Origin of the sequence: Bacillus sp. ATD (assembly GCF_050585765.1) — a bacterium.
Taxonomy (GTDB): Bacteria; Bacillota; Bacilli; order Bacillales; family Bacillaceae; genus Bacillus; species Bacillus stercoris.
The window spans coordinates 497,441-520,961 of record NZ_JBOBQH010000001.1; the positions used below are offsets into that span (position 1 = coordinate 497,441).

21 protein-coding genes are annotated in these 23,521 nt (G+C 46.6%); 17 read left to right on the forward strand and 4 right to left on the reverse strand.

The window, feature by feature from the left end; translation table 11 throughout:
- Positions 1 to 4: 4 nt before the first annotated feature.
- From ACQXR1_RS02495 to ACQXR1_RS02525, 7 genes are read left to right on the forward strand one after another with little or no spacing between them, the layout of a single operon-like run.
- Positions 5 to 1,102, forward strand: coding sequence for a polysaccharide pyruvyl transferase family protein (locus tag ACQXR1_RS02495; RefSeq protein ID WP_430771678.1), 1,098 nt, complete (start codon positions 5 to 7; stop codon positions 1,100 to 1,102).
- Positions 1,099 to 2,133 carry a glycosyltransferase gene (locus tag ACQXR1_RS02500; protein WP_430771679.1) on the forward strand — a complete coding sequence of 345 codons (1,035 nt, stop codon included), beginning with the start codon at positions 1,099 to 1,101 and terminating at the stop codon, positions 2,131 to 2,133. The genes ACQXR1_RS02495 and ACQXR1_RS02500 overlap by 4 nt, the downstream gene beginning before the upstream one ends.
- Positions 2,130 to 3,647 (forward strand): MATE family efflux transporter, encoded by a 1,518-nt coding sequence (locus tag ACQXR1_RS02505; protein WP_430771680.1) that lies wholly within the window; start codon positions 2,130 to 2,132, stop codon positions 3,645 to 3,647. Before ACQXR1_RS02500 ends, ACQXR1_RS02505 begins: the two co-directional genes overlap by 4 nt.
- Positions 3,644 to 4,252, forward strand: coding sequence for a sugar transferase (locus ACQXR1_RS02510; RefSeq protein WP_014480945.1), 609 nt, complete (start codon positions 3,644 to 3,646; stop codon positions 4,250 to 4,252). Before ACQXR1_RS02505 ends, ACQXR1_RS02510 begins: the two co-directional genes overlap by 4 nt.
- Positions 4,249 to 4,899, forward strand: a complete 651-nt coding sequence (locus tag ACQXR1_RS02515; protein ID WP_416722637.1) for an acetyltransferase — start codon at positions 4,249 to 4,251, stop codon at positions 4,897 to 4,899. Before ACQXR1_RS02510 ends, ACQXR1_RS02515 begins: the two co-directional genes overlap by 4 nt.
- Positions 4,900 to 4,903: 4 nt before the next feature.
- Entirely contained in the window at positions 4,904 to 6,070 is a 1,167-nt protein-coding gene (locus ACQXR1_RS02520) for a DegT/DnrJ/EryC1/StrS family aminotransferase (RefSeq protein ID WP_430771681.1), read from the forward strand.
- A complete protein-coding gene (locus ACQXR1_RS02525; RefSeq protein WP_069838689.1) occupies positions 6,049 to 7,017 on the forward strand; it encodes a polysaccharide pyruvyl transferase family protein in 969 nt (322 codons plus the stop codon). The genes ACQXR1_RS02520 and ACQXR1_RS02525 overlap by 22 nt, the downstream gene beginning before the upstream one ends.
- A 9-nt stretch (positions 7,018 to 7,026) precedes the next feature.
- On the opposite strand, the gene yvfG is transcribed toward ACQXR1_RS02525, so the two are convergent.
- The gene (gene yvfG, locus ACQXR1_RS02530; protein ID WP_003219905.1) at positions 7,027 to 7,245 is read right to left on the reverse strand and encodes a protein YvfG; all 219 of its coding nucleotides are present in this window, start codon (positions 7,243 to 7,245) and stop codon (positions 7,027 to 7,029) included.
- A 78-nt stretch (positions 7,246 to 7,323) separates the two neighbouring features.
- On the opposite strand from yvfG, the gene rpoN reads away from it, so the two are divergent.
- A complete protein-coding gene (gene rpoN, locus ACQXR1_RS02535; protein ID WP_430771682.1) occupies positions 7,324 to 8,634 on the forward strand; it encodes an RNA polymerase factor sigma-54 in 1,311 nt (436 codons plus the stop codon).
- A gap of 26 nt (positions 8,635 to 8,660) precedes the next feature.
- Here rpoN and lutP read toward each other — a convergent pair whose 3' ends face one another.
- Entirely contained in the window at positions 8,661 to 10,352 is a 1,692-nt protein-coding gene (gene lutP / locus ACQXR1_RS02540; RefSeq protein ID WP_286314105.1) for an L-lactate permease LutP, read from the reverse strand.
- Positions 10,353 to 10,578: 226 nt separating this feature from the next.
- On the opposite strand from lutP, the gene lutR reads away from it, so the two are divergent.
- The 7 genes from lutR (at position 10,579) to ganB (ending at position 19,483) form a co-directional block, all read left to right on the forward strand.
- Positions 10,579 to 11,301 carry an L-lactate utilization/bacilysin biosynthesis transcriptional regulator LutR gene (gene lutR / locus ACQXR1_RS02545; RefSeq protein WP_430771683.1) on the forward strand — a complete coding sequence of 241 codons (723 nt, stop codon included), beginning with the start codon at positions 10,579 to 10,581 and terminating at the stop codon, positions 11,299 to 11,301.
- Between the two features lie 181 nt (positions 11,302 to 11,482).
- Positions 11,483 to 12,475 carry a galactan degradation operon transcriptional regulator GanR gene (gene ganR / locus ACQXR1_RS02550; protein WP_069838693.1) on the forward strand — a complete coding sequence of 331 codons (993 nt, stop codon included), beginning with the start codon at positions 11,483 to 11,485 and terminating at the stop codon, positions 12,473 to 12,475.
- A gap of 141 nt (positions 12,476 to 12,616) precedes the next feature.
- Entirely contained in the window at positions 12,617 to 13,882 is a 1,266-nt protein-coding gene (ganS, locus tag ACQXR1_RS02555; protein ID WP_430771684.1) for an arabinogalactan oligomer ABC transporter substrate-binding protein GanS, read from the forward strand.
- A 39-nt stretch (positions 13,883 to 13,921) separates the two neighbouring features.
- On the forward strand, positions 13,922 to 15,178 hold the full coding sequence (ganP, locus tag ACQXR1_RS02560) for an arabinogalactan oligomer ABC transporter permease GanP (protein WP_040081765.1): 1,257 nt from the start codon (positions 13,922 to 13,924) through the stop codon (positions 15,176 to 15,178).
- Positions 15,179 to 15,181: 3 nt separating this feature from the next.
- Positions 15,182 to 16,033, forward strand: a complete 852-nt coding sequence (gene ganQ / locus ACQXR1_RS02565; protein ID WP_014665437.1) for an arabinogalactan oligomer ABC transporter permease GanQ — start codon at positions 15,182 to 15,184, stop codon at positions 16,031 to 16,033.
- Positions 16,034 to 16,051: 18 nt separating this feature from the next.
- Positions 16,052 to 18,115, forward strand: coding sequence for a beta-galactosidase GanA (gene ganA / locus ACQXR1_RS02570; protein WP_430771685.1), 2,064 nt, complete (start codon positions 16,052 to 16,054; stop codon positions 18,113 to 18,115).
- Between the two features lie 78 nt (positions 18,116 to 18,193).
- Positions 18,194 to 19,483: an arabinogalactan endo-beta-1,4-galactanase gene (gene ganB, locus ACQXR1_RS02575; RefSeq protein ID WP_430771686.1), complete on the forward strand. Its 1,290-nt coding sequence runs from the start codon at positions 18,194 to 18,196 to the stop codon at positions 19,481 to 19,483.
- A 53-nt stretch (positions 19,484 to 19,536) separates the two neighbouring features.
- Here the strand turns inward: ganB and rsbP are convergent, their stop codons facing one another.
- Together rsbP and rsbQ are read right to left on the reverse strand one after the other, a co-directional pair.
- Complete coding sequence (gene rsbP, locus ACQXR1_RS02580) at positions 19,537 to 20,748, reverse strand: phosphoserine phosphatase RsbP (RefSeq protein ID WP_227099327.1); 1,212 nt, start codon at positions 20,746 to 20,748, stop codon at positions 19,537 to 19,539.
- 34 nt (positions 20,749 to 20,782) lie between these two features.
- Positions 20,783 to 21,592: a sigma factor SigB/phosphatase RsbP regulator RsbQ gene (gene rsbQ, locus ACQXR1_RS02585; protein ID WP_227099328.1), complete on the reverse strand. Its 810-nt coding sequence runs from the start codon at positions 21,590 to 21,592 to the stop codon at positions 20,783 to 20,785.
- Positions 21,593 to 21,874: 282 nt separating this feature from the next.
- Between rsbQ and ACQXR1_RS02590 the strand changes: the two genes are divergently transcribed.
- Both ACQXR1_RS02590 and ACQXR1_RS02595 read left to right on the forward strand, forming a co-directional pair.
- The gene (locus tag ACQXR1_RS02590; protein ID WP_430771687.1) at positions 21,875 to 22,780 is read left to right on the forward strand and encodes an ABC transporter ATP-binding protein; all 906 of its coding nucleotides are present in this window, start codon (positions 21,875 to 21,877) and stop codon (positions 22,778 to 22,780) included.
- Positions 22,781 to 23,518 carry an ABC transporter permease gene (locus tag ACQXR1_RS02595; RefSeq protein ID WP_014665431.1) on the forward strand — a complete coding sequence of 246 codons (738 nt, stop codon included), beginning with the start codon at positions 22,781 to 22,783 and terminating at the stop codon, positions 23,516 to 23,518.
- Positions 23,519 to 23,521 lie beyond the last annotated feature (3 nt).

Sequence of the window (23,521 nt, forward strand, 5' to 3'; positions counted from 1 at the left end):
GGACATGTCGTTACAATCGTTGAAAATTAATTTTGCAGAATGGCTGCTGCTTAAGGTCAAATACCCGTCCCAATATTGGCTGGGAGCGGCAGACCAGCCGGTAAAGGCCGCAGCACAGCCGGTAAAGGCCGCAGCACATCAGAAAAAAATCATACTGACCCTGCTGCCGTCACATGACAATTTGGGAGATCACGCAATTGCTTATGCCAGCAAGACATTTCTTGAGCAAGAATACCAGGACTTTGACATCATCGAGGTCGATATGAAGGACATTTACAAATCAGCAAAAAACCTGATCCGCTCGCGCCATCCGGAGGATATGGTCTTTATCATCGGCGGCGGAAACATGGGGGATTTATACCGTTATGAGGAGTGGACGCGCCGCTTCATCATTAAAACATTTCATGACTATCGGGTTGTCCAGCTTCCGGCAACGGCTCATTTTTCCGACACGAAAAAAGGGCGCAAAGAGCTGAAGCGGGCACAGAAAATTTATAATTCGCACCCGGGCCTGTTGCTGATGGCACGGGATGAAACAACGTATCAATTTATGAAACAGCATTTTCAAGAAAAAACAATTTTGAAGCAGCCTGACATGGTGCTGTATTTAGACAGAAGCAAGACCCCCGCAGAGCGCGAAGGGGTTTATATGTGTTTGCGCGAGGACCAGGAAAGCGTGCTTCAGAAGGAGCAGAGAAACCGGCTCAAAGCTGCGCTATATGAGGAATTCGGCGAGATCAAATCCTTTACGACAACGATCGGGCGCCGGGTCAGCCGCGATACACGGGAACAAGAGCTTGAAGCACTGTGGTCTAAGCTGCAAAGCGCAGAAGCCGTCGTCACAGACAGGCTTCATGGCATGATTTTTTGCGCGCTGACAGGAACGCCGTGTGTTGTTATTCGCTCCTTCGACCATAAGGTGATGGAAGGCTATCAATGGCTCAAAGACATCCCATTCATGAAGCTGATTGAACTTCCGGAGCCGGAGCGTGTAACAGCCGCAGTCAATGAGCTTTTAACAAAAGAAACACCCCATGGCGGCTTTCCGAGAGATGTGTATTTTAAAGGTCTGCGTGACAAAATCAGCGGTGAAGCACAATGACCCCGCTCGTCAGCATTATTGTCCCGATGTATAATGTTGAACCATTTATAGGGGAGTGCATGGATTCTTTGCGTTGCCAAACGCTTTCTGATATTGAAATCATCCTTGTGAATGACGGAACACCGGATCGGTCAGGCGAAATTGCAGAGGACTATGCAAAACGGGATGCGAGAATCCGGGTCATTCATCAATCTAACGGCGGGCTTAGTTCAGCGCGAAATACGGGAATAAAGGCCGCGCGGGGCACTTACATCGGTTTTGTAGACGGAGACGATTATGTATCTTCCGCCATGTTCCAGAGACTGGCTGAAGAAGCGGAGCAAAATCAGCTCGACATCGCCGGATGCGGTTTTTACAAGCAGTCACCGGACAGGCGGACATATGTGGCGCCGCAGCTTGAGGCAAACCGCGTGCTGACAAAATCGGAAATGACTGAATGGCTTAAATATGCTCACGAAACGAGATTTATCTGGTATGTATGGCGTTATCTTTACCGCCGTGAGCTTTTTGATAGGGCGAATCTGATGTTTGAGGAAGACATCCGTTTTGCTGAAGACTCTCCCTTCAATTTGTTCGCTTTTCGCGAAGCGGAGCGGGTGAAAATGATTGATGAAGGATTGTACATTTATCGTGAAAACCCGAACAGCCTGACAGAAATTCCTTATAAGCCGGCGATGGATGAACATCTTCAAAAACAATATCAAGCTAAAATCGCATTCTACAATCACTATGGCTTAGCAGGCGCATGCCAAGAAGATCTGAATGTGTACATTTGCAGGCACCAGCTTCCGATGCTTTTTGCAAATGCCTGTGCTTCTCCGAATTCGCCGAAAGACATCAAAAAGAAGATCAGACAGATTTTATCTTATGACATGGTGCAGCAGGCTGTCAGACATACACCGTTTCAGCATGAGAACTTATTAAGAGGAGAGCGTTTGATATTGGCACTGTGTAAATGGCGGCTCACTTTTCTCATCAAGCTGTTTTTCGAGCAGCGGAGGACGATGAAAGGCAGTGCGAAGCAGGCATGAAATTCACGATAAACTTCAGCGCGAATCTTACGGCTTTTCTCTTGTCTGTTTTCCTGTCGGTTTGGATGACGCCTTTTATTGTCAAAACGCTCGGTGTGGAAGCGTTCGGCTTTGTTCACTTGACACAAAATGTGATTAATTACTTTTCGATTATCACCGTGGCTCTCAGCTCGGTTGTCGTTCGCTTCTTTTCTGTTGCTGCCCACAGGGGAGAGCGGGAGAAAGCAAATGCGTATATCAGCAATTATTTAGCGGCCTCTGTTTTGATTTCATTGCTTCTCTTGCTGCCGCTTGCGGGCTCGGCTTTTTTTGTTGACCGCGTCATGAATGTGCCGCAAGCGCTTTTGGCTGATGTGCGTGTGTCGATTTTGATCGGCAGTCTGCTGTTTATCTTAACGTTTCTGACGGCTGGTTTCGGGGCTGCACCATTTTATGCCAACCGCCTTTACATCACAAGTTCCATTCAGGCGGTGCAAATGCTTGTACGCGTGCTGTCTGTGCTGCTCCTGTTTGCATGCTTTGCGCCAAAAATCTGGCAGATCCAGCTTGCCGCTTTAGCTGGTGCTGTCATCGCGTCTGTGCTGTCTTTCTATTTCTTCAAAAAGCTGATTCCATGGTTTTCGTTCCGTATGAAAGATCTTTCATTCCGCACAAGCAAGGAGCTGTTTCAAGCGGGCGCATGGAGCTCCGTCAATCAAATCGGCGTCCTGCTTTTTTTGCAGATTGATCTGTTAACCGCCAATTTGATGCTTGGAGCGTCCGCATCCGGGAAATACGCGGCGATTATCCAGTTTCCGCTGCTTTTGCGCAGCTTGGCCGGAACGGTCGCATCCCTGTTTGCGCCTATCATGACTTCATATTATTCAAAAGGCGATATGGAAGGGTTGATGAATTACGCCAATAAGGCAGTAAGGCTCAATGGTCTTTTGCTTGCACTTCCTGCTGCCTTATTGGGCGGATTGGCGGGACCTTTTTTGACAATCTGGCTCGGACCGTCCTTTTCAACGATAGCACCGCTTTTATTTATTCATGCCGGATACTTGGTTGTCAGCCTCGCCTTTATGCCGCTGTTTTATATATGGACCGCTTTTAATCAACAAAAAACACCGGCGATTGTTACCCTGCTGTTAGGTGCGGTGAATGTGGTGCTGGCGGTCACGCTGAGCGGGCCGGCTCATCTCGGTCTGTACGGCATAACGTTGGCAGGGGCCATTTCTCTTATTTTAAAAAATGCCATCTTTACGCCGCTTTTTGTATCCCGCATTACAGGCTGCAAAAAGCACGTGTTCTTTAAAGGCATCATCGGGCCTCTTTCAGCCGCTGTGTTTGCCTGGACGGTCTGTAAGGCCATGCAGTTTGTTGTGAAGATTGACGGCTGGACGTCACTGATAGCGACGGGAGTGACAGTCAGCTTTTGCTACGCTGTGTTCGCTTTTATGCTCGTTTGTACAAAAGAGGAAAGACAGCTGGTACTAAAACGGTTTCGAAAAACGAAAGGAGCTGTGAATCTTTGATCCTGAAACGACTTTTTGATCTGACGGCCGCCATTTTTTTGTTGTGCTGTACGAGTGTGATCATTTTGTTCACCATCGCCGTTGTCAGGCTGAAAATAGGATCACCTGTCTTCTTTAAGCAAGTAAGACCGGGCCTGCACGGCAAACCGTTCACCCTGTATAAGTTCCGGACAATGACGGATGAACGGGACAGTGAAGGAAATCTGTTGCCCGATGAAGTTAGGCTGACGAAAACAGGCAGGCTGATCAGAAAGCTAAGCATTGATGAGCTTCCGCAGCTTCTGAATGTTCTGAAGGGCGATCTCAGCCTTGTCGGGCCGCGGCCGCTTTTGATGGACTATCTGCCCCTTTATACAGAAAAACAGGCCCGGCGCCACGAGGTGAAGCCGGGTATCACAGGCTGGGCGCAAATCAATGGCAGAAACGCGATTTCCTGGGAAAAGAAATTTGAATTAGATGTTTGGTACGTTGACAACCGATCATTTTTTCTCGATTTGAAAATTCTATGTTTGACGGTGCGAAAGGTTCTTGTTTCAGAAGGGATTCAGCAAACCAACCATGTGACCGCGGAACGGTTTACCGGAAGCGGAGATGTGTCCTCATGAAAAACGTGGCCATTGTGGGTGACGGCGGACACGGAAAGGTGATCAGAGAGCTGATTAACGCCCGCACAGATACGCGTTTAGCCGCGGTGCTGGATGATAAATTCAAAATGTTCGAAGGCGGAAAAGAATGGTACACAGGCCCGCCGGAAGCCATTAGTGAATTGCGCAGGCTCATTCCCGATGTGCTGTTTTTGATTGCTGTTGGAAATAACAGTGTCAGAAAACAGCTGACTGAGCGACTGGGACTGAAGAAAGATGATTTTATTACATTGATTCACCCGTCAGCCATCGTTAGCAAATCGGCTGCTATCGGGGAAGGGACAGTGATCATGGCGGGCGCAATCATTCAGGCGGATGCGCGAATCGGCGCCCACTGCATCATCAATACGGGCGCAGTGGCAGAGCACGACAATCAAATCAGCGATTACGTTCATCTGTCCCCGCGTGTCACACTGTCAGGAGCGGTTTCCGTTCAGGAAGGCGCTCACGTTGGAACCGGTGCGTCCGTCATACCGCAGCTTACAATCGGGGCTTGGAGCATTGTCGGCGCCGGCTCTGCGGTAATCCGTTCCATACCGGACAGGGTAACGGCGGCCGGTGCACCGGCACGCATCATTTCTTCCATTCAAACATCAAACAAAGGATGATTCTATGCATAAAAAAATCTACTTATCTCCCCCTCACATGAGCGGCAGGGAGCAGCACTATATTTCGGAAGCCTTTCGCTCAAACTGGATCGCGCCGCTTGGGCCGCTCGTGAATTTATTTGAAGAACAGCTGGCAGAACGCGTCGGTGTAAAAGCAGCAGCTGCGGTCAGCTCTGGAACGGCTGCGATTCATCTGGCGTTGCGTTTGCTTGAGGTAAAAGAAGGAGACAGCGTGTTTTGCCAGTCCTTCACATTTGTAGCAACCGCCAATCCGATTTTATATGAAAAAGCGGTGCCCGTCTTTATTGATTCTGAGCCTGACACATGGAATATGTCGCCGAAAGCCCTTGAAAGAGCATTGCAGGAAGCGAAAAGAAACGGAACTCTGCCAAAAGCGGTGATTTCCGTCAATCTTTATGGACAGAGCGCGAAAATGGATGACATCGTAAGCCTGTGTGATGCATACGGAGTTCCTGTCATTGAGGACGCAGCCGAATCTCTCGGAACAGTCTACAAAGGGAAGCATAGCGGGACATTCGGGCGCTTCGGCATTTATTCATTTAACGGGAACAAAATCATCACCACATCAGGCGGAGGGATGCTCGTTTCAAATGATGAAGCCGCAATGGAAAAAGCAAGATTTCTCGCTTCGCAGGCTCGAGATTCGGCTGTTCATTATCAGCACAGTGAAATGGGGCATAATTACAGGCTGAGCAATATTTTAGCCGGTGTCGGCATTGCTCAGCTTGAGGTGCTGGATGAGCGCGTAGAGAAAAGAAGGACCATTTTCACTAGATACAAAAATGCGCTCGGTCACATAGACGGCGTCCGCTTTATGCCGGAGTGCGCAGCAGGCGTATCCAATCGCTGGCTCACCACGCTCACACTTGATAACGGGCTCAGCCCCTATGACGTAGTTCAACGTCTTGCTGAAGAAAACATTGAAGCCCGTCCGCTGTGGAAGCCGCTTCATACCCAGCCGCTGTTCGATCCGGCTTTATTTCATTCCCATGAAGATACAGGAAGCGTATGCGAAGAGCTTTTCAAGCAAGGGATCTGTCTCCCATCCGGGTCAAATATGACAGAAGATGAGCAAGATCGGGTCATTGACGTGCTACTGCACTTATTCCAAAATGCCGAGGTGAAGAAATGGACAGCAAGCATTCGATGATCAGCCTGAAACAGAAACTGTCTGGGCTGCTCGACGTCATTCCGAAACAATCCGAAATCATATACGCCGACTATCCTCTATACGGAAATGTAGGGGATTTATTTATTATGAAGGGAACAGAAGCTTTCTTTAAAGAACACGGAATCCGGGTCAGAAAACGCTGGAATCCCGACAATTTTCCCGTCGGCCGAAAGCTGGATCCAAATCTCATCATCGTCTGCCAGGGAGGCGGCAACTTCGGGGATTTGTATCCGTATTATCAAGGCTTTAGAGAAAAAATCGTCCAAACCTATCCGAACCACAAAATTGTGATCCTGCCGCAATCGATTTATTTTCAAAACAAAGACAACCTCAAGCGGACGGCGGAGATATTTTCTAAGCATGCGAATCTCCACATCATGACAAGGGAAAAAGCCTCCTATGCTACGGCACAGGCTTATTTTTCAAGAAATCACATTCAGCTTCTGCCTGATATGGCTCATCAGCTGTTTCCCGTCATTCCCACGCAGCAGCCGTCTAATCAAAAGCTGAGATTTATCCGAACAGATCATGAAGCAAACCAGGAGCTTCAGGAACACGCTAAAGCGGAGAGCTACGACTGGCGCACGGTCCTGTCAGCTTCAGACCGCCGGACGATCGCTTTTCTGCAAACGCTCAACGTCCTGAACAAAAAAGCGGGCAACCCTTTGCCTATTGCGTATATATGGGGAAAATACTCGGATTATATCGTCAAAAAAGCCATTCGGTTTTTCAGCCGTTACGAATCGGTGGAAACATCAAGGCTGCACGGCCACATCTTGTCTTCTCTTCTTCAAAAAGAAAACACGGTCATTGATAATTCCTATGGGAAAAACGCCAATTACTTCCATACCTGGATGGAAGGAGTGCCAAGCACCCGGCTCATCCAGGACGCCTCAAAGAAGGAAAACCTTCCTGCTCACGTGTGAGCGGAAGGTTTATTTTGATTCTCCACGTTTGACTTTGTTGTATGCTTCATCTAAATGCTGAATCCGTTTCAGGACGACTGCGTTTTTCGTCAGCTGGTCTTGCACGAGCGTTGAGACGACGGAACGGTAGTAGCTGTTCATCGCGTGGATTTTATCCTCAGACTGATTCATTTCAATATGCTGTTTTAAATTCTCAATAAAATAAGGGACGGAAAAAAGTTCAGACATTTCTTTGGCAGCTCCTTTTTCATAAATGTATACGGTATGATCTCAATCATGTACAATGAAGAAAGGGGAGTGAGCAAGATGGATATGAAACTTCAGCAAGTACAAGTATTAAAGCCTCAACTGACACAGGAGCTCAGGCAGGCCATCACGCTGCTTGGCTATCATTCGGCAGAACTCGCCGAGTACATTGATGAGCTCTCACTGGAAAACCCTCTTATTGAACGAAAGGAAACAGACACACCGCCACTATCTTACCATAAAACAAATAAAAACAGGATGAATGCACAGGAAGCGGGCCTTCAATTAAGTGATCCGCAAAAAACATTGCAGGATGCGTTAAAACAGCAGTCACTCGATATGAATCTGTCAAACACTGAAAAAAAGATTTTTAATTATCTGATTTATTCGCTTGATTCAAACGGATATTTGGAAGAAGATGTGGAGGAGGCGGCACAGCGCTTATCTGTATCGGTCAAGGAAACAGAGGCTGTTTTGGCGAAACTCCAGTCACTAGAGCCGGCTGGAATCGGCGCGAGATCTTTGCAGGAATGCATCCTTCTTCAATTACAGCGGCTGCCGAACAGAAATGAACAAGCGGAAATGCTTGTTTCTGCTCATTTTGATGCTTTTGCTCAAAAAAAATGGAAAGCGCTTTCAGCGAAAACTGGAATTCCGCTTGATACCATTCAGGATATTTCAGATGATATAGCGGCTCTTCATCCAAGACCGGGTCTTCTGTTTGCCCGTCCAGAGCAAGATGTGTATATCGAGCCTGACATTTTTATCACCGTAAAAAACGGGCACATCGCAGCGGAGCTGAATACCCGCTCGTTTCCCGAAATCGATCTGCATCCGCAGTACAGTACGCTTTTATCATCCGGCTCCTGTCAGGATACTGTCTCTTATTTATCCGCGAAATATCAGGAATGGCGCTGGCTGAGCCGCGCGCTACGACAGCGAAAACAGACCATCACGAGGATAATCAATGAGCTGATCACACGCCAAAAGGATTTCTTTCTGAAAGGGCGGAGCGCAATGAAACCGCTGACTCTCAGGGAGATAGCAGACTGCTTAAGCCTTCATGAATCAACTGTGAGCCGGGCCATTAAAGGAAAAACGATCCAAACGCCTTACGGGCTGTTTGAGATGAAACTCTTTTTCTCAGCAAAAGCCGAGGCTTCAGGAGATGGAGATGCGTCGAATTATGCAGTCAAAATGCATCTTGAAGACCTGATCAATCAAGAGGACAAAACAAAACCGCTCTCAGATCAAAAGCTTGCCGAATTGCTATATGAACAGCACGGCATCCAAATCTCGAGACGCACCGTGGCTAAATACCGCGATCAGATGAACATTCCGTCTTCGGCAGCGAGAAAACGGTATAAATAAAAACCTCCCGTGTTGGGAGGTTTTTTTTAAGGAATCATCCAGCTGAACACATGATGCTGTAAAAAGGTGATGATACAAACGAGCAGCAGCAAAAACAGACTGTGTTTAATGGTAAAACGGAAAAGATCTGACTCCTTTCCGGCGAGTCCTACCGCGGCGCATGCCACCGCAATCGACTGCGGCGAAATCATTTTTCCTGTGACACCGCCTGAAGAGTTGGCGGCGACAGACAGAACAGGGTCCATACCGACCGATAACGCGGTGACTTTCTGCAGGTTGCCGAACAGCAGGTTGGCAGAAGTATCCGAGCCGGTAATAAAGACGCCGAGCCAGCCGAGAACAGGCGAAAAGAAGGTAAACATCGAACCCGTCAGCGCGAGTGTCATCCCGAGTGTCGTGCTCATTCCTGAGGAGTTTGTGACATAGGCAAAACCAACCACAGATGCGATGGTCAAAATCGGAAGCTTCAACTCTTGGATCGTTTCTTTAAAAACGGCTCCCCAGTCTTTCCACGAAATCGCCGTGATGAATTTTGACAGCACAGCGGCAATCAAGATGGCGGTGCCGGCTGAACCGAGCACGTCAAGCTTGTAAACCGCTTCAATCGGCGTACCGCCAGCATTGGCAATCTGATTGTTCAAAAAAGGCACACCAGGGGCAAAAGTCAGTTTTTCCCCAACAGCATTCAGCCATGTCAAGAACACAGCAGAGCCTTCATAATGCCCTGTCAGCGCGGATTTGACAGATGGAATGCCCCATACGGAAATCATCACCGTCAGCAGCAGAAATGGCGACCAAGCCTTGAAAATCTGTCCGCCGCTGTACGCAGGCGCTGTCGGATTCGTTCGCGCCGTTTCAATCGCGGCGGCCGATTCCTGTTCACCGGCAAACCGGAATGTTGTTTTCGGCTTCCACCATTTCAAAAACACAGCAAGCGCAGCCATTGAAACAAGCGCTGACAAAACATCAGGCAGCTCAGGCCCTAAAAAATTGGAACTGAGATATTGAACAACAGCAAAGGAAACACCGGATACGAGAATCGCCGGCCAGACCTCCAAGGCTTTCCTGAACCCGCTCATAATGATGATTAAATAAAGTGGAATAAATACGGATAAAAACGGCAGCTGCCGCCCGACCATTTGTGAAATCTCCATCGCCGGAATCCCTGTCGGCCCTTCTACGGCTGTAATTGGAATTCCAATTGCGCCAAAGGCGACAGGCGCCGTATTGGCGATCAAACAGATCCCCGCCGCATAAAGAGGATTAAAGCCGAGACCGACCAAAAGCGCGGCAGAAATGGCGACAGGCGCTCCGAAGCCTGCTGCCCCTTCTAAAAAAGCCCCGAATGAAAAAGCGATCAAGAGGGCTTGAAGCCGCCGGTCATCAGTAATCGAGAGAACCGAACTGCGGATGATATCAAACTGCCCCGTTTTCACAGTAATTTTATACAAAAAAACAGACGTCACAATGATCCAGCCAATCGGCAATATTCCGTAAACGGCTCCTTGTGTCGCCGACATCAGCGCTTTTTCCGCAGGCATCCGATAAACCAATACAGCAATGACAAGGGCGATCCCCAATGTGGCCAAGCCCGCTGTATACCCCTTCATCCGTTTAATCGCGAGTGCCCAAAAAAAGAAAATAATCGGTACAAGTGCGGCAAGCGCTGATAAAAGCAAATTTCCCCCTATAGGCGTATATGCCTGTGTCCATTGCATCCCAAACCCCTCCTTGAAACATAAACTGGCGTTGTATGTAAGCGGTTTCTATAGATGATATGATCATCTGATGACTGGGTAATAAGACCAGTTACCTAGCATTATATTTTGAAAAAAATCAAAGTACAAGACTTTTTGACAAAATAGTCAAAATCTTTTGGCGGCCCATAAAACAGAGTATAATAGATCGTAAACAGCCAGACCTACAAGTTACGGGGTGAATTGCATGAAATACAAACAAATTAAAACAAAAAAAATATATGAAGAAGTAGCGGATGCACTATTAGATATGATCAAAAACGGCGAATTGAAGCCTGGAGATAAACTGGACTCTGTTCAGGCGCTTGCTGAGAACTTTCAAGTCAGCCGTTCAGCGGTTCGAGAAGCACTTTCTGCGCTAAAAGCGATGGGGCTTGTCGAAATGAAACAGGGGGAAGGCACGTACCTGAAGGAATTTGAGCTCAATCAAATTTCTCAGCCGCTCTCAGCCGCCCTTCTTATGAAAAAAGAGGACGTCAAGCAGCTGCTTGAGGTCAGAAAACTGCTTGAAATCGGCGTGGCTTCACTAGCGGCTGAAAAAAGGACAGAAGCAGATCTCGAAAGAATTCAGGATGCACTAAAGGAAATGGGCAGCATTGAAGCGGACGGGGAGCTGGGAGAGAAAGCAGATTTTGCATTTCATCTGGCGCTTGCGGACGCTTCTCAAAATGAACTTCTTAAACACTTGATGAATCACGTATCATCATTGCTGCTGGAAACAATGAGAGAAACGCGGAAAATCTGGCTGTTTTCCAAGAAGACCTCAGTTCAGCGGCTGTATGAGGAGCACGAACGGATTTACAATGCCGTGGCTGCCGGGGACGGTGCACAGGCGGAAGCCGCCATGCTGGCGCACTTGACGAATGTGGAAGATGTGCTTTCGGGATATTTCGAGGAAAATGTGCAATAACCAACTCATTTCCCGGGCAATTCTGCTGGTTCCGGATGAAACGAACAACTGAGACTGAGCCGCAAATGGTTCAGTCTTTTTACATGAGGCAGCCAGGGGCTTTGTACGCTTGACATTTTTGAAAAAGAAAGTAAAATATTTTACTAAAATGAATGCGAGCTGCATAATGGAGGCAGATGCAATGGCGACAATTAAAGATATCGCGCAGGAAGCGGGATTTTCAATCTCAACCGTTTCCCGCGTTTTAAATAACGATGAAAGCCTTTCTGTTCCTGATGAGACACGGGAGAAAATCTATGAAGCGGCGGAGAAACTCAATTACCGCAAAAAAACAGTAAGGCCGCTGGTGAAACATATTGCGTTTTTATATTGGCTGACAGATAAAGAAGAATTGGAAGATGTCTACTTTAAAACGATGAGATTGGAAATAGAGAAACTGGCGAAAGCATTCAATATCGATATGACCACTTATAAAATATCAGATGGAATTGAGTGCATTCCTGAACATACGGAAGGGTTTATTGCCGTCGGCACATTTTCAGATGAAGAGCTGGCTTTCCTTAGAAATCTCACTGAAAACGGCGTCTTTATCGATTCAACTCCTGATCCCGATTATTTTGACTCGGTAAGGCCTGACTTAGCACAAATGACAAGGAAGACGGTAAACATCCTGGCTGAGAAGGGACATAAAAGCATCGGCTTTATCGGCGGCACATACAAAAATCCGAACACCAACCAGGATGAAATGGACATCCGTGAAGAAACCTTCAGATCCTATATGAGGGAAAAAGGCATGCTGGACGAGCGGTATATTTTCTGTCATCGCGGATTCTCTGTAGAAAACGGCTACCGCCTGATGTCAGCGGCGATCGAGACATTAGGCGACCAGCTTCCGACTGCTTTTATGATCGCAGCGGACCCGATTGCAGTGGGCTGTCTGCAAGCCCTGAACGAAAAAGGAATTGCCATACCGAACAGGGTAAGTATTGTGAGTATCAACAACATCAGCTTCGCGAAGTATGTCTCACCTCCTCTGACGACGTTTCATATTGATATACATGAATTATGTAAAAACGCTGTTCAATTGCTGCTTGAACAAGTGCAGGACAAGAGAAAGACGGTAAAAACTTTATATGTGGGCGCGGAATTAATCGTCAGAAAGAGTATGAATTAAAAACGGCTTAGGACACTAAGCCGTTTTTTTAATTAGGTAAAATAATTTACCTAAAGTAGTAAATAGTTTGTTTACACATTTTCTCAAGCGTGCTATATTATTTTAAAAGCGCTTTCATTTCTACCGAAAGGGTGACAATCAATGAAAAAGGCAAAAAGGTGTTCCGTACTCATGCTCTGCGCAGCTGTCAGTTTATCCTTGGCGGCTTGCGGCCCAAAGGAAAGCAGCAGCGCCAAATCGAGTTCAAAAGGGTCAGAGCTTGTTGTATGGGAGGATAAAGAAAAGAGCAACGGCATTAAAGACGCCGTCGCTGCATTTGAAAAAGAGCATGATGTGAAGGTCAAAGTCGTTGAAAAACCGTATGCCAAGCAGATTGAAGATTTGCGAATGGACGGACCGGCCGGCACAGGCCCTGACGTGTTAACAATGCCAGGTGACCAAATCGGAACGGCTGTCACGGAAGGATTACTCAAGGAATTACATGTCAAAAAAGACGTTCAATCACTTTATACTGACGCTTCCATTCAGTCTCAAATGGTCGATCAAAAGCTTTATGGACTGCCAAAAGCAGTTGAAACGACTGTGCTGTTTTACAACAAAGATCTCATCTCAGAAAAGGAATTGCCCAAAACGCTGGAAGAGTGGTACGACTATTCCAAAAAGACTGCTGATGGCAGCAAATTTGGCTTTTTAGCCTTATTCGATCAAATTTATTATGCGGAAAGTGTAATGAGCGGATACGGCGGATACATTTTTGGAAAGGACAAAGACGGCAGCTATAACCCGTCAGACATTGGAATCAATAATGAAGGCGCTGTCAAAGGTGCGGCGCTGATGCAGAAGTTTTACAAAGAGGGCTTATTCCCGGCAGGCATTATTGGAGAACAAGGGATTAACGTGTTGGAATCACTGTTCACAGAAGGAAAAGCCGCCGCAATTATTTCTGGTCCATGGAATGTAGAAGCCTTTTCGAAAGCAGGGATCAATTATGGCATTACGAAACTGCCGAAGCTGGAAAATGGGAAAAACATGAGTTCCTTTATCGGCGTCAAAAGCTACAACGTCAGCGCATTTTCAAAGAATGCGGAGCTGGCGCAAGAATTAGCCGTATTCCTGGCAAATGAAAAAAATTCTAAAACACGATATGAAGAGACGAAAGAAGTTCCTGCTGTAAAATCTCTAGCCAATGACCCGGCTATTATGAAAAGTGAGGCGGCACGGGCTGTTACTGAACAATCCCGTTTCTCAGAGCCAACACCAAATATTCCGGAAATGAATGAAATATGGACGCCGGCTGATTCTGCATTACAGACAGTTGCAACAGGGAAGGCGGGTCCGAAACAAGCATTGGATCAAGCAGCTGAAACGGCCAAAGGACAAATTAAGGCAAAGCACAGCGGAACATAAAGAGAAAGCTAGATTTGTATTGTAAGAGAGGTGAAAACGGTGCAGCATCGTCAAATCGCTTTGTTGCTGTCTATCATCCCGGGGCTCGGGCAATTTTATAACAAGCAATGGATAAAAGGCTTTGTCTTTCTTTTCTTAGGCGCATCGTTTTTTGCGGTCTTTGGAGATCTGCTCAATATGGGATTTTGGGGAATCTTTACACTGGGAACAGAAGTGCCGCGGGATAATTCCGTTTTCTTGCTGGCGGAAGGAATTATCGCTGTCATCGTGACCTGCTTTGGCCTTGCGGTGTATTATGTGAATCTTCGCGATGCGTTTCAAAGCGGAAAACAGCGTGATGAAAACAAGCCATTAAGTTCCTTAAAAGAACAATACCGGCATATCATTTCTGAGGGCTATCCTTATGTCGTCAGCGGCCCATCTTTGTTTATTCTAATTTTCGCCGTGATCTTCCCCATTTTATTCAGCTTTGCATTAGCGTTCACAAACTATGATTTGTATCATTCTCCTCCTGCAAAATTAATTGATTGGGTCGGTTTTCAAACATTCGCAAATATTTTCACAGTTGATATTTGGAGGTCGACCTTTTTTGATGTACTGGCTTGGACGGTGGTTTGGACACTTGCTGCATCCACACTGCAAGTCAGCTTGGGGATTTTTCTCGCGATCATTGTCAACCAGAAAGACCTTCGTTTTAAACGCTTTTTCCGGACGATACTGATTTTGCCATGGGCCGTTCCCGGTTTTGTGACGATTTTAATTTTTGCGGGGCTGTTTAATGATAGCTTTGGTGCGATGAATCACGACATCTTGGCTTTCTTCGGGATAGATCCGCTTCCGTGGATGACAGATGCTAATTGGTCGAGGCTTGCGTTGATTCTCATGCAGGGCTGGCTCGGATTTCCGTACATCTTTCTCGTCTCAACAGGCGTATTGCAATCCATCCCGGACGATCTGTATGAAGCAGCTACGATTGATGGCGCTTCTGTCTTTTCAAAGCTGAGATACATTACGCTTCCAATGGTGTTCATCGCCATGGCGCCGATTATCATTACTCAGTTTACGTTTAATTTTAATAACTTTAATATTATCTATCTATTTAATGGCGGAGGTCCGGCTGTAACCGGATCGACAGCCGGCGGGACAGACATCCTCGTTTCATGGATTTATAAGTTGACAATGCAGTCAAGCCAATATTCACTTGCTGCGGCTTTAACGATTTTATTATCTGTGTTTGTCATCTCCATCGCATTGTGGCAGTTCAGACAGACAAAGTCTTTTAAAGAGGAGGCATGAGGCATGCTGGCAGATATGAAGGTCAGAAAATATTTCCGTCTCCTTTTCTCTTACTTGTTGTTAGCCTTTATGGCGGTCATCATTGTTTATCCTCTCCTTTGGACGGCAGGCGCAAGCTTTAACCCCGGCAACAGCTTAATCAGTACATCCATCATTCCGAAGCATCCGACATTCGATCATTACAAGGAATTATTTGCGGGCAAGGAAAGCCTTCAATATGTGCAGTGGTATGTCAACTCAATGAAGATCAGCCTGTTTACAATGGCAGGGTCTTTGCTCTGTGTGACGTTTACGGCCTATGCGTTTTCGCGCTTTCGGTTCAAAGGGAGGAAATACGCTCTAACCCTCTTTTTATTGCTGCAAATGATTCCTCAGTTTTCGGCTTTAATCGCTTTGTTTGTATTGGCGCAAATCTTGGGCATGATCAATAGCCACTGGCTGTTAATCTTGCTTTATATCGGCGGCCTGATCCCGATGAATACGTATTTGATGAAAGGGTACATGGATTCCATTCCGATGGACTTAGACGAAAGCGCCAAGATTGACGGGGCCAGCAGCACCCGAATCTTCTTCCAAATCATTCTGCCATTATCAAAACCGATGGCGGCAGTGGTGGCCATGAACAGCTTTACAGGACCGCTCGGAGATTTTGTGCTGTCATCAACGATATTGAGAACGCCTGAATCATATACATTGCCCGTCGGCCTATTCAATTTAGTGAATGATGTTATGGGGGCCAGCTATACGACATTTGCGGCCGGGGCCTTGCTTATCAGCATTCCGGTTGCCGTCATCTTTATCATACTGCAAAAGAATTTTGTGTCCGGATTAACCGCAGGCGGAACGAAGGGCTAAGAGAATAAGGAGGAGAATGTGATGTCAAAGCTTGAAAAAACGTTCGTAACCGAAGCGAATTTTATGCTTCATGGGGGAGACTACAACCCCGATCAGTGGCTGGATCGGCCCGATATTTTAGCTGACGATATCAAACTGATGAAGCTTTCTCATACGAATACGTTTTCTGTCGGCATTTTTGCATGGAGCGCACTTGAGCCGGAGGAGGGCGTATATCAATTTGACTGGCTGGATGATATTTTTGAGCGGATTCACAGTATAGGCGGCCGGGTCATATTAGCAACGCCGAGCGGAGCCCGTCCGGCTTGGCTGTCGCAAGCCTATCCGGAAGTTTTGCGCGTCAATGCCTCCCGCGTCAAACAGCTGCACGGCGGAAGGCACAACCACTGTCTCACATCTAAAGTCTATCGAGAAAAAACTCGGCACATCAACCGCTTATTAGCAGAACGATACGGCAATCACCCGGCGCTGTTAATGTGGCATATTTCAAACGAATACGGGGGAGATTGCCACTGTGATCTATGCCAGCATGCTTTCAGGGAGTGGCTGAAATCAAAATACGACAACAGCCTCAAAACATTGAATCGTGCGTGGTGGACTCCTTTTTGGAGCCATACATTCAATGACTGGTCACAAATTGAAAGCCCTTCGCCGATCGGTGAAAACGGCTTGCACGGCTTGAACTTAGACTGGCGCCGGTTCGTCACCGATCAAACGATTTCGTTTTATGAAAATGAAATCGTTCCGCTGAAAGAACTGACACCTGCTGTCCCTATCACAACGAACTTTATGGCTGACACACCGGATTTAATTCCATATCAGGGCCTCGACTACAGCAAATTTGCGAAACATGTCGATGCCATCAGCTGGGACGCTTATCCTGTCTGGCACAATGACTGGGAAAGCACAGCTGATTTGGCGATGAAGGTCGGCTTTATCAATGACCTGTACCGAAGCTTGAAGCAGCAGCCTTTCTTATTAATGGAGTGTACGCCAAGCGCGGTCAATTGGCATAACGTCAATAAGGCGAAGCGCCCGGGCATGAATCTGCTGTCATCTATGCAAATGATAGCCCACGGCTCGGACAGCGTTCTCTATTTCCAATACCGCAAATCACGCGGGTCATCAGAAAAATTGCATGGGGCGGTTGTGGATCATGACAACAGCCCGAAGAACCGCGTCTTTCAAGAAGTGGCCAAGGTCGGTGAGACATTGGAACGGCTGTCCGAGGTTGTCGGAACGAAGAGGCCGGCACAAACCGCTATTTTATATGACTGGGAAAATCATTGGGCGCTCGAGGATGCTCAGGGGTTTGCGAAGGCGACAAAACGTTATCCGCAAACGCTTCAGCAGCATTACCGCACATTCTGGGAACACGATATCCCTGTCGATGTCATCACGAAAGAACAAGACTTTTCACCATATAAACTGCTCATCGTCCCGATGCTTTATTTAATCAGCGAGGACACCATTTCCCGTTTAAAAGCGTTTACAGCTGATGGCGGCATCTTAGTCATGACGTATATCAGCGGAATTGTGAATGAGCATGACTTAACATACACAGGCGGATGGCATCCGGATCTTCAAGCAATTTTCGGAATTGAGCCTCTTGAAACGGACACGCTGTATCCGAAGGATCGAAATGCTGTCAGCTACCGCGGCAAAACATACGAAATGAAGGATTATGCAACCGTGATTGATGTAAAAACTGCTTCAACAGAAGCGGTGTATCAAGAGGATTTTTACGCCCGTACGCCAGCTGTCACAAGCCATCAATATCAGCAGGGCAAGGCGTATTTTATCGGCGCGCGTTTGGAGGATCAATTTCACCGTGATTTCTATGAGGGTCTGATCACAGACCTTTCTCTTTCACCTGTTTTTCCGGTTCGGCACGGAAAAGGCGTCTCCGTACAAGCGAGGCAGGATCAGGACAATGATTATATTTTTGTCATGAATTTTACGGAAGAAAAACAGCTGGTCACGTTTGATCAGAGTGTGAAGGACATGATGACAGGAGAGATATTGTCAGGCGACCTGACGATGGAAAAGTATGAAGTAAGAATCGTAGTAAACACTCATTAGCCTGATGCTCCGCTCGATATGGGCGGATTCTTTTTTCTGTATTAAGAAATCGCTTACTAAATCGTGAGGGGTGGAATCATGAGGAATGGAGTGAAAATGTGCTTAGCGGCTGCCATCGTGTGGAGTGCATTCAGTTCACCGGGATCTGCCGCTGCCGTTGAGAAGGAGAAGCATGTGCCAGAGCTTCGGGCAGAGGATCTTTTTGTTAAAAAAGTAGAGGGAATGAACAAAGACTTTATTAAAGGGGCAGATGTGTCCAGCGTTATTGCTTTGGAAAACAGCGGTGTCAACTTTTACAATACAAGCGGAAAACGACAGGACATCTTTACAACTTTAAAACAGGCTGGGGTCAACTATGTTCGCGTCCGCATTTGGAATAACCCGTATGATTCAAATGGCAACGGGTATGGCGGAGGAAACAATGATATTCAAAAAGCCATCGAAATCGGAAAAAGAGCGACAGCGAACGGAATGAAGGTGCTTGCCGACTTTCATTATTCTGATTTTTGGGCAGATCCCGCGAAACAAAAGGTGCCTAAAGCTTGGGCGAATCTCAGCTTTGAAGCAAAAAAAGCCAAGCTCTATGAGTATACGAAACAAAGTCTGCAAAAGATGATCAAGGAAGGCGTTGACATCGGCATGGTTCAGGTCGGAAATGAAACAACAGGAGGATTTGCCGGCGAAACCGATTGGACGAAGATGTGCCAATTATTTAAAGAAGGAAGCCGAGCGGTCAGGGAGACAAATTCAGGCATTTTGGTCGCCCTGCATTTTACCAATCCTGAAACGGCTGGAAGGTATTCATTTATTGCAGAAACACTCAGCAAAAACAAAGTAGATTATGATGTGTTCGCGAGCTCCTATTATCCTTTCTGGCATGGCACATTACAAAATTTGACCTCCGTGCTGAAGGCTGTTGCCGATACGTACGGCAAAAAAGTCATGGTGGCGGAGACGTCGTACACCTATACCGCTGAGGATGGCGATGGGCATGGAAATACAGCGCCAAAAAGCGGACAGACGCTGCCATATCCCATTTCTGTTCAAGGGCAGACAACTGCAGTAAGAGATGTAATGGCGGCAGTAGCGAATACGGGCAAAGCAGGACTTGGCGTTTTCTATTGGGAGCCGGCGTGGATTCCAGTCGGGCCGAAGACGCAGATAGAGAAAAACAAAGTGTTATGGGAAACATACGGGTCAGGGTGGGCCTCCAGCTATGCTGCTGAATATGACCCTGAAGATGCCGGGAAGTGGTATGGGGGAAGTGCTGTAGATAATCAAGCTTTGTTTGATTTTAATGGTCATCCGCTGCCTTCCTTGCAGGTGTTTCAATATGCGGAATCAGGCCATATTCCAAAGAAACGCTGAAAAAGAAAAATCCATGAGATGTAACAAATCATTGTTATGTCTCATGGATCATTTTATTTTACATCAACTAATATAAAACATTCATCATCACTCTTATGATGAGCTTCCTTTTGATGCTGGAGTGACGTAAGGATTTTCTCCTTCAGGTCAGTGATCGGCGAATCAGGATGTTCTTTTAGTAAATCAAATAAATAGCATGAAGCCGTAGGATCCATCACGCCATCCGTATATAGAAGCAGTCTTCCGCCATCCGTATATGAAAGGCTGCTTGACTGAAACACTAAGTCTTCAAACATCCCGATCGGAGGCGAGGTCGCGTGAAGCAGATGTTGAGTTCCGCTGTCGTCCTGCCATAGTGCCGGCGGATGCCCTGCGTTGACATAATCAATGCTTTGCCGTGCTATATCAATCTCAAGATAAATAGCAGTGCAATAATGTCTTGCTTCCTCATCATTTTGAAACAAGCTGTGAAGGTGCCGGTCTAATTCTTTCATGACGTTAACGGGACTGAGACCTTGCGTGATCTGGCGCTGAAACAAAGGATGAAGTGACATCGTAATCAATGCCGATGAAATCCCGTGCCCCATCACATCAAGGATAATAATGCCGTAACGGTGTTCATCGATTTGATAGAATCCGTAAAGATCCCCTGACAAATCACTCGATGCATTGTAATAAGATCCAATCTGAACCTGATCGTTTAAAATCGGTTCAGTCAACGAGTTTTTCTGGATCTTTCTGGCGAGTTCAAGCTCTCTTTTGGTGTTTAATTTAAATTGTTGATTTTGTTTATTGATCTCAAGAAGTTCTTCTTGTTTTGCTTTCAGCGTTTCCAAGGCAATCTCTAACTCCGCATTGGCTTTCTGTTTGGCAAGCAATGCTTCTTGAGCTTCATTTCTGGCTATCAGCAGCTCATTTTCATATTCATTTCGCTTTCGCATTGGAATAAGAACACAATCAAAGACAGAAGCCCCGCTACTGTGTCTCGCAATAGCATTGATAAGGACGGGAATTTCTTCTCCATCTCTTGCTTTCAGGGAAATGTATATTTCTTCGATGTGATGCTCCAATTTCAAAAGCGGAAAAAAATAAAGCTGGCAGAAAAGCTGTGCGGGAACGGTCAACATCGTATTCATATGCTGGCCGATAACCTGCTCCGGTTCATAATCCAGAATATTGATAAGGGTCCGGTTGGCAGCTAAGATCGACCCCTCTTCTGACAAAGTGAGGAAACCGCATGGTGCATCATTCAATTGTTTGTCCATTAAGAGGGTCACCCCTATCCCTTTCGTTCCGCTATCACACGTGTGCCTTTAAATAATCGCCGATCAGCTGTATCGTCTCATCTGGATGGCTCATATGAGGGCAATGTCCGCGGGCCACCATTTGTTTCAGACTGCTATAAGGCAGATGCTGATGCATATAATCACCTACTGTTGCAGGTGCGATGATATCATCTGCACATTGGAGAATAAGAGAGGGAACCGTTACCTTCGAAAGATCTTCCCGGTGATCAGAAAAAAACGCCGCTTTTGCGAATTGGCGGGCAATGACAGGGTCAGTAGAACAAAAACGGCTTTCAAGCTCTTCCTTAATTTCAGGCCGATCTGGCTGATTCAGAACGGTTGCCGCAAATACAGTTGCCCAGCCGATATAATTTTTCTCCATCATCTCCAGCAAACCAAGGAGCTGCTCCTCTTCAAATCCTCCATAATACTCAGGCGGATCATTCAAATAGCAAGGAGAAGGCCCTATCATCACCAGTTGGGAAAAAAGCTCCGGGCGGCGGATGGATGCAAGCATCCCAATCACGGCTCCGACGGAGTGCCCCACAAACACGGTTTCCTCCAGATCTAAAGCGTCACAAACATCAAGGACATCTTGGGCATAGCCGTCAAGTGTCTGGTAGCGATTCAGGCCATATGCGCGCAAATCTGAATGTCCCGAACCGACGTAATCAAATAAAATGACCCGGTGCTCTTCTTCAAAGGCCGGTGCCACGGCATTCCACACGCTTTGATCGCATCCAAAACCGGGTGCGAACATGATAGATGCTTTGCCGCTGCCTTTCACCTTCACATGATTTCTAGACAAAATCGCTTCGTTCATGATTGGCTCCTTTCAGCCGGAAAGTAATATAAAGTTCAATGTGTCTATCATAACACTCGCATGCTTTGAAAAGTGTATCTTTCTATGAAAGTCATAGCAGTTTAAAAGAAAGAGGACATGGGTGATAGAAAAGGTGGATGAATTGGAAGATGCAGGAGGATTGCCTAGATACTAACGGTGAGAAAGAAAATGACATTTGTCACTCCATCATCATGACACCCCATACTAACAACAGCTGCTCCGGCATTTTACAATCAATGTAAGCCATCAGGAGGTGCTCATGTGATGAATGAGGCAGTATCAGTAAGCAACGTGACAAAACAGTTCCAGCAAAAAACAGCTGTAAACAACATCAGCTTCAGCATGAAAAAAGGAGAAATCGCAGCCATTCTCGGACCGAATGGAGCAGGGAAGACGACTGTCATCTCTATGATATTAGGATTGCTGAAACCGACTAAGGGAGAAATCAAACTATTTAACCGGGTTCCCGATGATCAACAGGTTCGCGAACAAATAGGCGTGATGCTTCAGGAAGTAAGTGTCATGCCGGGCCTCAAGGTGAATGAAATTCTCGAACTCTTTCGAAGCTATTATCCGAATCCATTGTCCTTGAACGAACTCGTTTCGTTAACAGCACTCACAAAAGAAGACTTGAAAACAAAAGCAGAAAAATTATCCGGCGGACAAAAACGCCGTTTAAGCTTTGCTTTGGCTCTTGCCGGGAATCCGGAGCTGCTTATATTTGATGAACCGACAGTCGGCATGGACACTGCATCAAGACATCGATTCTGGCAGACCATTCACGGACTGTCGGACCAAGGAAAAACGATTATTTTTTCAACGCATTATTTACAGGAAGCAGACGATGCCGCACAGCGAATCTTATTTTTTGCTGATGGACGGCTTGTGGCAGATGACTCGCCGATGCAAATCCGCTCAAGAATTCAAAAACAGTCTGTTTCCTTTGCGCTCCATTCAGATGAATCGTTGGAAAAGCTGTCTCGGCACCCGGAAGTAGAGCGAGTGTTCCGCAGGCATCAAAGAATCATCATCCAAACATCAAATACAGACAAAGTGTTGGCGTTGATCTTTCAAGAAAACATCCCAGCACGGGATATTCGAATTGAACACGGAACGCTCGATGAGGCATTTCGCCGGCTGGCTGACGGAAACAGGGAGGCGATATGAGTGAACATGCTGCAGAAGCAAAGCATAGCTGAAATGAAAAGGGTGCTTAGGAACAAGTATTTTGTGCTTTGGTCGCTGATCATGCCAATTGTCTTTTATTATCTCTTTACCAATGTAGTGAATACCAACGTTCCCGACCAACGTGCATGGGACGCCCATTACTTAATGTCAATGACAGTCTTCAGCGTGATGGGTTCCTCTATCATGACACTGGGCATCCGTATGGTTCAAGAACGGTCACAAGGCTGGACTGCCTTTATCCGCCTTACACCTCTTCCAGATCATATCTATTTATTAGCTCAGATGATCGGACAAAGTGTCATTCACGTTTTATCGATTACCGTCATTTTTCTGTTCGGCGCAATGATCAATGACATTGCCTTGTCACCGTTTGAATGGATGATGAGCGGACTGTGGATTTTGTTTGGCGCATTGCCTTTTTTAGCATTAGGCACACTAATCGGCCTCATGAGAAAAGTAGAAACAGCGGCCGGAATCAGTAATGTGCTTTATATGCTGCTGGCTTTAGGCGGGGGGATGTGGATGCCGTTTGAGGTCATGCCTGACATGATGCAGAACATTGGCCAGTGGCTTCCGTCTTATCATTTCGGGAGCGGCGCGTGGGAACTAGTGCGGGGCGGGAGTCCGGATTGGAAAAATATCCTGATATTAATCGCTTATATGATGTTCTTCATGCTACTATCTAAATATATTAGAAGAAAACAAGAAGCGGTGTAATAC